This window comes from Stenotrophomonas sp. Steno-C15 (genome assembly GCF_056393265.1).
In genome coordinates, this window is sequence record NZ_JBWJPF010000045.1 from 1 (window position 1) to 10631 (window position 10631).

At 67.2% G+C, this 10631-nt stretch carries 11 protein-coding genes and 1 pseudogene; 3 read left to right on the forward strand and 9 right to left on the reverse strand.

Features of this window, described 5'->3' with window-relative positions:
• Positions 1 to 13: 13 nt before the first annotated feature.
• The 7 genes from hslV to AC06FB_RS18705 all read right to left on the reverse strand — a co-directional run bounded on the left by hslV (position 14) and on the right by AC06FB_RS18705 (position 6005).
• Entirely contained in the window at positions 14 to 565 is a 552-nt protein-coding gene (gene hslV / locus AC06FB_RS18675; protein WP_053520176.1) for an ATP-dependent protease subunit HslV, read from the reverse strand.
• A 153-nt stretch (positions 566 to 718) separates the two neighbouring features.
• A complete protein-coding gene (xerC, locus tag AC06FB_RS18680; protein WP_111186205.1) occupies positions 719 to 1591 on the reverse strand; it encodes a tyrosine recombinase XerC in 873 nt (290 codons plus the stop codon).
• 16 nt (positions 1592 to 1607) lie between these two features.
• The gene (locus AC06FB_RS18685) at positions 1608 to 2282 is read right to left on the reverse strand and encodes a DUF484 family protein (RefSeq protein WP_065175177.1); all 675 of its coding nucleotides are present in this window, start codon (positions 2280 to 2282) and stop codon (positions 1608 to 1610) included.
• On the reverse strand, positions 2279 to 3130 hold the full coding sequence (dapF, locus tag AC06FB_RS18690; RefSeq protein ID WP_065175178.1) for a diaminopimelate epimerase: 852 nt from the start codon (positions 3128 to 3130) through the stop codon (positions 2279 to 2281). Before dapF ends, AC06FB_RS18685 begins: the two co-directional genes overlap by 4 nt.
• A complete protein-coding gene (gene lptM, locus AC06FB_RS18695) occupies positions 3123 to 3368 on the reverse strand; it encodes an LPS translocon maturation chaperone LptM (protein WP_053520180.1) in 246 nt (81 codons plus the stop codon). The genes dapF and lptM overlap by 8 nt, the downstream gene beginning before the upstream one ends.
• A gap of 84 nt (positions 3369 to 3452) precedes the next feature.
• Positions 3453 to 3875: a YbaN family protein gene (locus AC06FB_RS18700; protein WP_053520181.1), complete on the reverse strand. Its 423-nt coding sequence runs from the start codon at positions 3873 to 3875 to the stop codon at positions 3453 to 3455.
• Between the two features lie 54 nt (positions 3876 to 3929).
• A complete protein-coding gene (locus AC06FB_RS18705) occupies positions 3930 to 6005 on the reverse strand; it encodes a S9 family peptidase (RefSeq protein WP_478053973.1) in 2076 nt (691 codons plus the stop codon).
• Here AC06FB_RS18705 and AC06FB_RS18710 point away from each other — a divergent pair.
• Together AC06FB_RS18710 and AC06FB_RS18715 are read left to right on the forward strand one after the other, a co-directional pair.
• A pseudogene (locus tag AC06FB_RS18710) lies at positions 5983 to 6048 on the forward strand (hypothetical protein); the annotation flags it as partial. The gene AC06FB_RS18705 and the pseudogene AC06FB_RS18710 sit on opposite strands and share 23 nt — an antisense overlap.
• A 145-nt stretch (positions 6049 to 6193) precedes the next feature.
• Complete coding sequence (locus AC06FB_RS18715) at positions 6194 to 7378, forward strand: pyridoxal phosphate-dependent aminotransferase (protein WP_478053974.1); 1185 nt, start codon at positions 6194 to 6196, stop codon at positions 7376 to 7378.
• A 74-nt stretch (positions 7379 to 7452) separates the two neighbouring features.
• Here the strand turns inward: AC06FB_RS18715 and AC06FB_RS18720 are convergent, their stop codons facing one another.
• A complete protein-coding gene (locus tag AC06FB_RS18720) occupies positions 7453 to 9549 on the reverse strand; it encodes a prolyl oligopeptidase family serine peptidase (protein ID WP_053519813.1) in 2097 nt (698 codons plus the stop codon).
• Between the two features lie 68 nt (positions 9550 to 9617).
• Positions 9618 to 9938 carry a hypothetical protein gene (locus tag AC06FB_RS18725; protein WP_478053975.1) on the reverse strand — a complete coding sequence of 107 codons (321 nt, stop codon included), beginning with the start codon at positions 9936 to 9938 and terminating at the stop codon, positions 9618 to 9620.
• 128 nt (positions 9939 to 10066) lie between these two features.
• Here AC06FB_RS18725 and AC06FB_RS18730 point away from each other — a divergent pair.
• Positions 10067 to 10631 (forward strand): lipocalin family protein (locus tag AC06FB_RS18730; protein WP_478053976.1); only part of this gene is annotated, 565 nt, incomplete at its 3' end.

Sequence of the window (10631 nt, forward strand, 5' to 3'; positions counted from 1 at the left end):
GGATCAGGGAGCGTCACAGCTCCTCGACCACCACGTTGCGGTTGGTGTAGATGCAGATGTCGCCCGCGATGTTGATCGCTTCACTGGCGATGGTGCGCGCATCCAGCGCCGTGTGCGCCATCAGCGCGCGGGCCGCCGACAGCGCGTAGGAACCGCCGGAACCGATGGCGATGATGCCGTCTTCCGGCTCGATCACATCGCCGGTACCGCTGATGATCAGCGAGGTTTCCTTGTCGGCCACGGCCAGCAGTGCTTCCAGCTTGCCCAGGCGACGCTCGGTGCGCCAGTCCTTGGCCAGCTCGACGGCGGCACGCTGCAGCTGGCCGTGCTTTTCCAGCTTGGCCTCGAACAGCTCGAACAGGGTGAAGGCATCGGCGGCCGCGCCGGCGAAACCGGCCAGCACCTGGCCATCGCGACCCAGCCGGCGCACCTTGCGCGCATTGCCCTTCATCACGGTGTGGCCGAGCGTGACCTGGCCGTCGCCGGCAATGGCCACATGCTCGCCGCGACGCACGCAGACGATGGTGGTGGCGTGGAAAACGTTGGGGTTCTGACTGGGGTCCATGCGGCCTCCGATAGCTGTTCCCGGGACATGGGGACAGCGCCGGGGCCGATCAAGCCTGCGCGGATGGCTGCCGTTCAGGGCTCGGGCGCCAGCGGCCGCTGCATCCGCCGGGCATGGCCCGGCGCTACCACTGCCGCCGGGCGTGGATTGGCGCTACCGGCGGCGCTTGGCGCGCGGATGCGCAGCGTCGTAGACCTTGGCCAGGTGCTGGAAATCCAGATGGGTGTAGATCTGCGTGGTGGCGATGTCGGCGTGCCCCAGCAGTTCCTGCACGCCGCGCAGGTCGCCGGACGACTCGAGGATGTGGCTGGCGAAGCTGTGCCGCAGCATGTGCGGATGCACGTGCTTGAACAGCCCTTGCCGCTGCGCCAGCTGGCGGATTCGGATCTGCACCGCGCGCTGGCTGATCGGCCCGTTGCGGCCCGGAAACACCGGGGAGGCCGCGGCGCCGCCGCTTTCGCTGCGCCACGCAAGCAGTGCCTCGCGCGCCGGCTTGCCGAACGGTACCCGACGCTGGCGGTTGCCTTTGCCCATCACGTTGACCAGTCCGCTGGCAAAATCCAGGTCACGCCAGGTCAATGCGCAGACCTCGCTCAGGCGCAGGCCGGAGGAATAGAACAGCTCCAGCAGCGCGCGGTCGCGTCGCCCCAGCTCGCCTTCCGGTTCCAGTTCGACCAGTTGCACGGCTTCATCGGCGTCGAGCACCTGCGGCAGCCTGCGCGGCGCTCGCGGTGCCTTCAGGGTGGCCGCTGGACTGACCTCGATGCGGCCATGCCTGAGCAGCCACGCATAAAAGCTGCGGCAGGCAGACAGCCGCCGCTGCAGGCTCTTGGCCGACAGGCCCCGGCGATGTTCATCGGCGACGAACTGTCGCACGGCGTCAGCATCCAGCGCCTCCACCGGCACGCCCCGCGGCTCGGCCCATGCCGCCAGCGCATCCAGGTCGCGACGGTAGGCGTCCAGCGTATGCGCCGACATCCGCCGTTCCACCTGCAGGTGCTGCAGGAACGCCATGACCGCGCTCATCGCCGCCGCGCTCCGCTCAGTCCTGGAAGCGCTTGAGGCCGGTGGCCAGGGCCTCGCCCATCATGCGCAGGAACAGCGTGCCCATGCCCGGGTAGAAGCGGTTCGGGTCATGGCTGCCGACCGCGATCAGGCCGACACCCGGCAGCGGCAGCAGGGCGGTGGTCTGCACCTCCTCACTGCGCGCGCCATACAGCACCGCGTTCTTTTCCGGCTGCAGGCGGCCGCAGATCGGCTCACCGTCCTTCAGGCAATCACGGAAGGGGCCCAGGCGTGGATCGTCGGCCGCGATGACCTGCAGCCATTCGGCCTGTTCCAGCCCGGCCACCGGCACGTGCACGACCAGCCGCACCAGATCACCCGCAAAATCCTCCTGCAGCGAGGCGGCCATCGCACGCAGGGTATCGGCGGCACTGCCCTGCTTCATCAGTGCCAGCGTCAGCTGGTGGGTGCGCACCGCCAGCCGTTCGTTGACCTGGGCGGTCGCGCCCAGATCGGCCAACCGTCGCGCCAGCTCGCGGTTCTTTTCCCGCAGCAGCTCCAGCTGGTAGCTGGCCAGCGATGCGGTCGGGCCGTCATCGCGCGGCACCACCAGGGTCAGCGCCAGGTCCGGAAACTGCTTGAGGAAGGCCGGATGGCGCCGCAACCAGGCAGCGACTTCATGGGCCCCGAGCTTGTCGACGGTCTCAGTCATGCGATCCACTCCCCTTCGAAGACGAATGCGGTGGGGCCGGCCATCACCACGGGCTGCCCCTCGCCCGGCCACTGGATGCGCAGTTCGCCGCCGGGCAGGCTGATGCGTGCATCGCGCTGCAGGCGACCGCGCTGCATGAGGGTGACTGCGGCGGCACAGGCGCCGCTGCCGCAGGCGAGGGTCTCGCCGACGCCCCGCTCGAACACGCGCAACCGCGCGTGGTCCGGCGCGATGACCTGGGTGAACCCCACGTTCACCGACTTCGGGAACGAGGCATGCTGCTGCAGCAGCGCGCCGACGCGCTCGACCGGCGCCGCATCGATCAGGCCCACCTCGATCACGGCATGCGGATTGCCCATCGACACCGCAGCAAACCGCACGCTCTCGCCCTGCAGCGGCAGCAGATACTCCTCGCGCGGGTGGGCAAAGCCGACCAGCGGCACGCTGGCAGGTTCGAATGCGGGTACGCCCATGGTCACCGCATACTGGCCCTGGCCCAGCACCTGCACCGCATGGCTGGCCAGTGGGCTGTCGATGACGAATGCATCGCCCTGGGCACTGCCCTCGCGCACCAGCCAGGCCGCGATGCAGCGCGCGCCGTTGCCGCACTGCTCGGAATTGGAGCCATCGGCGTTCCAGATCCGGTACGAGGCGACCGAGCCTTCGACGCGCGGGGCCTCGATGGTCAGGATCTGGTCGCAGCCCACGCCGGTGTGGCGGTCGGCCAGGCGCGCGGCCAGCTGTGGCGTGGGCGGCGCGGTGCCGTCGCGCAGGTCGATCACTACGAAATCGTTACCCGCGCCGTGCATCTTGCTGAAACGCAGCGCGGTGGAACCGGTCTTACTCATTCCCGTCGTCCACCTTCTTCACCGGGTCCGGGGTCACCGACGGACTGCCGTCACCCGTGTCCTGGGTGGCAGGCGGGGTGGCTTCGCCGTCGGCATCGGTGGCCGGCTCGACGGTCTCTTCCACCGGCACCGGCTTCTGCGGCAGCACCAGCGGGCCCTTGTTGCCGCAGGCGGACAGGAACAGCAGCGAGGCCGCTGCCAGCGGAATCAGGATGGCGTTTCGATGGGGAATCTTCATGCCCCGAGTATAGCCACTGCCGGCTGAGCGGTTGGTGGAGGGTACGGCCCCCATGGCAGCGCCGGGCCATGCCCGGCGGAAGGGTCAGTCCTGCGGCGGCAGCGGCCGCGTCCACAGCCAGATCGCCACCACGGTCATGCTGCCGATGGAAAACCATTTCACCCAGGCGATCGGCACGCACCACAGCATGATCCCGGCGCAGACCGCCATGGTGATCGTGGCCATCCATTTGCCGTAGCGGCTGACCGCGCCATGCGCCTGCCAGTTGCTGATGGCCGGCCCGAAGCGCGGATGCTGCAGCAGCCAGGCATGCAGCCGCTCGGAGCCGCGCGAGGCGGCCCATGCCGAGATCAGGATGAATACGGTTGTCGGCAGTCCCGGCACGAAGATGCCGACAATGCCGGTGCCGAGACTGACATAGGCGAGCAGCCACCACGCCCAGCGGAAACGCACCGGCCGGCGGGTCGGGGCTGCGTCCTGGGCGGCAGGCGGTTCAGGCAGGCTCATGACCGCAAGGATAACGGTTCGGGGTGCCCGGCAACGCCCGGCACCCCGCCGCGATCACGGTGCTGCGATACCCAGCTGCTGCAGCACGAAGGCATACGATTCGGACAGCTCGCGGTAACGCTGGAAGCGACCCGACTTGCCGCCATGGCCGGCCTCCATGTTGGTGCGGAACAGGATCGGGTAATGGCCAGTGTTGTCGTCGCGCAGCCTGGCCACCCACTTGGCCGGTTCCCAGTACTGCACCTGCGAATCCCACAGGCCGGTACCGACGAACAGCGCCGGATAATCCTGCTTCCTGACATTGTCGTAGGGCGAGTACGAGAGCATGTAGTCGTAGTACTGCTTCTGCTCCGGGTTGCCCCACTCGTCGTACTCGTTGGTGGTCAGCGGGATGGTCGGATCCAGCATGGTGGTGACCACGTCCACGAACGGCACCTGCGCCACCATCACCCGGTAGTCCTGCGGCGCCTGGTTGGCCACCGCCCCCATCAGCAGGCCACCGGCACTGCCACCGGACGCGGCCACGCGATCCTTCGCCGCCCAGCCCTGGGCCACCAGTCCACGGGTAACGTCGATGAAGTCGTTGAAGGTGTTCTGCTTGTGCAGCAGCTTGCCGTTCTCGTACCAGTCGCGGCCCATCTCCTGGCCACCGCGGATGTGGGCGATGGCATACACCACGCCGCGATCGAGCAGGCTCACTGCCGTCTGGTTGAAGTACGGGTCCATCGACATGCCGTAGCTGCCGTAGGCGTACTGGAACAGCGCGCCCATGCCGTCCTTCTGGTAGCCCTTGCGGTAGACCAGCGACACCGGCACCTTCACGCCATCGCGCGCGGTGATCCAGACGCGTTCGGTTTCGTACTTCGATGCGTCATAGCCGATCACCGGCTGCACCTTCAGCTGGCGGCGCTCGCCGGTGGCGGTGTTCAGCTCGAACACGGTGGTCGGGGTGGTCATCGAGGTGTAGACGTAGCGCAGCCATGGCGTATCGGCCTCGGTGTTATCGCCCAGGCCCATCGAGTACGCCGGCTCATCGGCCTTCACGTAGTCGCTGCGGCCATCCTTGAACAGCAGGCGGATGCGCTCCAGGCCTTCGGAACGCTCGGCAATGGCGGTGAAGCCATCAAACAGCTCGAATCCTTCGATGAACACCGCATCGTCATGCGCGATCCAGTCCTTCCACTGCGCACGCGAGGTGGCATCGGTCGGTGCGGTGACCAGTTTGAAGTTCTTTGCACTGTCGTTGGTACGTATCACCCAGCGGCCATCGTAGTGGTCGGCGTCGTACTCGACGTCGCGCTGGCGTGGCGCCAGCACGGTGAACGTGGTCGGGTCGCCGGCCGGCGCGTAGCGCTCTTCCGACGACAGGGTACTGTGCACGCCGATGGTGATGAAGCGGTCGTCGCGGGTGCGGCCGATGCCCATGTAGAAGCTGTCGTCCTTCTCTTCGTAGACGACGGTGTCGGCGCTGGCCGGGGTGCCCAGCACGTGCTTTTTCACGCGCACGGTCAGCAGCGTTTCCGGATCGTTCTCGACGTACAGCACGGTGCGGTTGTCGTCGGCCCAGACCAGATCGCCGGAACTGCCGGTGATCACGTCGGGCAGCACCTGCCCGGTCCGCAGGTCCTTGAAGCGGATCGTGTACTGGCGACGGCCCACGTCATCGTCGGCCCAGGCCAGCAGCTGGTTGTCCTGGCTGACTTCCATCGAGCCGACATTGAAGTAGCCCTTGCCGGCGGCCATTGCGTTGACGTCCAGCAGCACTTCTTCGGCGGCATCCATGCTGCCCTTGCGGCGTGCGTGGATCGGGTAGTCCTGCCCGGTCTCGAAGCGGCTGTAGTACCAGTAGCCGCGCTCGCGCGCCGGCACGCTGGAATCATCCTGCTTGATGCGGCCGACGATTTCCTTGTACAGCGCGTCTTCCAGCGGCTTCAATGGCGCCAGCACCTGGTCGGCATAGGCGTTCTCGGCCTGCAGGTAGGCCAGCATGTCCTTGTTCGCGCGCTTGTCGTCACGCAGCCAGTAATAGTCGTCGTTGCGGGTCGCGCCGAACGGGGCCTTGACCTCGTGCGGATGCCGGGCGGCGTCCGGCGGAACAGGCAGGGGGGCGGCGGTAGCGGTGCTGGTCATCAGGCTGGCGAGCAACAGGCAGAGGGTGGACTTCATGAGATAAGGCTCCAGGCGCTTCAATGCAATGGTCTTCGACGGGATCGGTTCCCTTCCCCGAACAGCGATCTGACCCCAATCCCGTCGGCACCACAACCCTGCAGGTCGTCACGGTGCGGACCCGCCGGCAGCGGTCGGCGTACCATGGGCGCATGAGTACCCTGCCCCACCCGCCGGTCTACAGCCGGCGCAGCCATGAAATCGCTCCTTTCCACGTGATGTCCCTGCTGGCCCGCGCGCAGGCGCTGGAACAGGCCGGCCACGATATCATCCACCTGGAGATCGGCGAACCGGACTTCACCACGGCCGCGCCGGTGGTGCGTGCCGGCCAGGCGGCCCTGGCCGCCGGGCACACGCGCTACACCGCCGCACGCGGCCTGCCTGCGCTGCGCCAGGCAATCAGCGGCTTCTATCGCAGCCGTTACCGGCTGGATGTGGATCCGGAACGCATCCTGGTCACTCCTGGCGGCTCCGGCGCGCTGCTGCTGGCCAGCAGCCTGCTGGTCGACCCGGGCCGGCACTGGCTGCTGGCCGATCCCGGCTATCCCTGCAACCGGCATTTCCTGCGCCTGGTGGAAGGTGCCGCACAGCTGGTCCCGGTCGGTCCACAGACCGCCTACCAGCTCACACCCTCGCTGGTGCAACAGCACTGGAACACGGACAGCGTCGGCGCACTCGTCGCCTCGCCGGCCAACCCCACCGGCACGGTGCTGTCGGCCGATGAACTTGCGGCGCTGTCACGCGCACTGCACGCACGCGGCGGGCACCTGGTGGTGGACGAGATCTATCACGGCCTGACCTACGGCGTGGACGCGGCCAGCGTATTGCAGGTCGATGACAGCGCGTTCGTGCTGAACAGTTTCTCGAAGTATTTCGGCATGACCGGCTGGCGCCTGGGCTGGCTGGTGGCGCCGCCCGCAGCGGTGCCCGAACTGGAGAAGCTGGCGCAGAACCTGTACATCAGTGCGTCGAGCATCGCCCAGCATGCAGCCCTGGCCTGTTTCACCGATGAATCGATGGCGATCTTCGAACAGCGACGGGAGGCCTTCCGCCAGCGTCGCGATTTCCTGCTGCCGGCGCTGCGCGAGCTGGGCTTCCGCATCGAGGTGGAGCCGCAGGGCGCGTTTTATCTGTATGCCGATGTCAGTGCGTTCACCGATGATGCCCAGGCGTTCTGCGCGCACTTCCTCGAAACCGAGCATGTGGCCTTCACCCCGGGCCTGGATTTCGGCTTCCACCGCGCCAACCAGCATGTGCGCCTGGCCTATACCCAGGAAATACCGCGGCTGCAGGAAGCGGTGGAGCGCATCGCGCGCGGGCTGCAACATTTCCGCTAGCGCCGGGCCATGCCCGGCGAGCGCGCAGCGCCGCCCATGAAAAACGCCGCCCGGGGGCGGCGTTTTTCATTTCGTCATTTACCGCCCAGGCGCTCCCACAGGAAGCTGTAGGCCAGGGCCGCCATGTGCGCGGCCTGCGCGTTGTTGGCTGCGCCGCCATGACCACCTTCGATGTTCTCGTAGTAGGTCACATCCTTGCCGGCATCGATCATCTTCGCCGCCATCTTGCGGGCATGGGCCGGGTGCACGCGGTCATCGCGGGTGGAGGTGGTGAACAGCACCGGCGGGTAGTTCTTCTTCGCGTCGAACAGGTGGTACGGCGAGAAGGTCTTGATGAACTCCCAGTCGCTGGTATCGGGGTTGCCGTACTCGGCCATCCACGACGCGCCGGCCAGCAGGTGGCTGTAGCGCTTCATGTCCAGCAGCGGAACCTGCACCACCACCGCACCGAACAGTTCCGGGTACTGCGTCAGCATGTTGCCGGTCAGCAGGCCGCCGTTGCTGCCGCCCTGCACGCCCAGGTGCCTGGCACTGGTGATCCTGCGCTTGACCAGATCCTGTGCCACCGCGGCCATGTCCTCGTAGGCCTTGTGACGATTCTGCTTCAGCGCCGCCTGGTGCCAGCGTGGGCCGTACTCACCGCCACCACGGATGTTGGCGACCACGTACACACCGCCCTTCTCCAGCCAGGCGCGGCCCATGCCACCGGAATAGCTGGGTGTCAGCGAAATCTCGAAACCGCCGTAGCCGTACAGCAGGGTCGGATTGGAGCCGTCCAGCTTCATGTCCTTGGCATGCACCACGAAGTACGGCACACGGGTGCCATCCTTGCTGGTGGCGAAGTGCTGCTCGATCACCTTGCCCTCGGCATTGAAGAAGGCCGGCATGGTCTTCAGCGTTTCCGGTGCCTTGCCGATCTCGGCCAAAGCAAGGGTGGTCGGCGTCAGATAGTCGGTGGCGGTCAGCCAGACCGCATCGCTGTCGTCGCTGTCCACTGCGCCCACGGCCAGAGTGCCGAATGCCGGCGCGCCGACAAACGCGCTCTTCTGCCAGCCATTGGCGCCCGGGGTCAGCACGGACAGGCGATTCTTCACATCGTCCAGCACGTTCAGGACGAGGTGGTTCTTGGTCCAGGTCGCACCGGCCAGCGAGGTGGTCGCGGTCGGGGTGAACAGGACCTCGAAGTCACGCTTGCCGGCCAGGAAGTCATCGAGCCGGGTCGCCAGCAGCGAGCCGGATGCGTAGGTCTTGCCGCCCACGGTCCAGGCGTCGCGCAGCTCCAGGGTCAGCCACTGCTTGTGCAGGCCCTTCTCGGCGGAGTTCGGCGCATCGATCTTGGTCAGCGTGCCATCGTCGCCGCGCAGGTAGACCTCATTGTTGTAGAACGCCAGCGTGCGGCTGACCAGGTTGCGCTCGAAGCCCGGGGTGTCATCGTGCATCGCCGCGATGTACATGTCCTCCGGCTTGCCTTCGTACACCACGCTGGCCGACGACATCGGCGTCCCACGCTTCCACAGCTTGGCCACGCGCGGGTAGCCGGAGGTGGTCATGGTGCCGGCACCGAAATCGGTGTAGACGAACACGGTATCGCGATCGATCCAGTTCAGGCCGCCCTTCGACTCGGGACGGAAGAAGCCATCCTCGATCCAGCGCTTCGTCGACAGATCGAACTCGCGGGTGACATCGGCATCCGCGCCGCCGCGTGACAGCGCGATCAGGCAGCGGCTGTAGTCCGGGCGCAGGCAGTCGGCGCCGTGCCAGACCCAGTTCTCGCCCTCGGCCTTGTTCAGTGCGTCCAGGTCAAGCACGGTTTCCCACTGCGGCGAGGCCTTGCGGTACTCGGCCAGGGTGGTGCGCCGCCACAGGCCACGTTCGTGCTGCTTGTCCTTCCAGAAGTTGTAGTAGTAGTCGCCGATCTTCTGCACGCCGGGAATCTTGGCATCCGAATCGAGCACCTCACGGATGCTGGCCTCCATCTGCCTGAAGGCCGGAGTCTGCGCCAGGCGCGCCTCGGCCTTGGCGTTCTGTTCCTTGACCCAGGACAGCGGCTTGTCGCCGGTGACGTCCTCCAGCCAGGCATAACGGTCGGTATCTTCAGCAGCCACGGCGGTCCCCACCGAGGCAGCGGTCATCATGCCAGCCAGCAGGCAGGCGGAAGCGAGTCGTGACATTGCAGCTCCAGGCAGTCATAAGCCGTGGAACGCTAGCACGGATCCGGACACCGCCCCCGTGTCGAAGGTCAGGCCGCCGCCGTCGCGCCGCGTCGGCCGCGCGCGCCGGCTGCCCTCCGGCGGCGCGCCTGTCCACCGGTACGACGCGACGACCGCCGCCGCAGCGACGGCAATGGGCAGCGCAGCAACGCCCACCAGGCCACCAGCGGCATGCCGATCAGCCACAGGGGCAGCCAACCCAGCCAGGCACTGCTGCCACGGGCGGCCGGCCACACCAGGACCAGTGCGACGCCGGCCAGTGCCAGATGCTGTACACCCCGCAGCAGGCGCGAATCGGCGCGTTCGCTGACGCGTTCAGTCGAGGGGCGGCGTGTGAGGCGTGCGCTCATGCGGGTTTCTCCGGTGGACAATGCAACACAGCTTGGGCAAGGGCCTTCTCATACGCTGCGACACCATTGACGGACCGCGTGCACACAGTCGACCATGCGCGTGCAAGCCCACTGGAGCCCGCTCCCGCATGACTTCGATCCGCCCGCTCTGCGCCGTGCTGCTGGCCCTGTCCCTGGCGGGCCCGGCGCTGGCTGCCAGCGATCCGCCGTCGCCGCGTGCCGCGGCGCCCCGCGCCCCCGATCCGAACGCGCCGATCGACCTGCAACGTTTCATGGGCACCTGGTACGTGATCGGCCGCGTGCCGAACTTCGTCGAGCGCGGTCACGTTGCCAGCGTCAACGAGTACGCGCTGCGCGACGATCACAAGGTTGCCATCACCTACCGCTACCGCAACGGCTTCAGCGAACCGCAACAGGAGATCCGCGCCCGTGCCAGCGTCGACCCGGACAGCGGCAACCATGGCTGGCGGACCTGGTTCTACCGCGTGGTGCCGACCCATTCGCGCGTTCTGGAAGTGGCGCCGGATTACTCCTGGGCACTGATCGGCTATCCGGGCCGCGAGATGGCGTGGATCTTTGCCCGTCGGCCTGACATGGACAAGACGCTGTACAAGGAGCTGGCCGAGCGCCTGCGCGACGAGTACGGAGTGAATACCGACAAGCTCAAGCGGGTGCCGCAGCGCCCGGACCAGG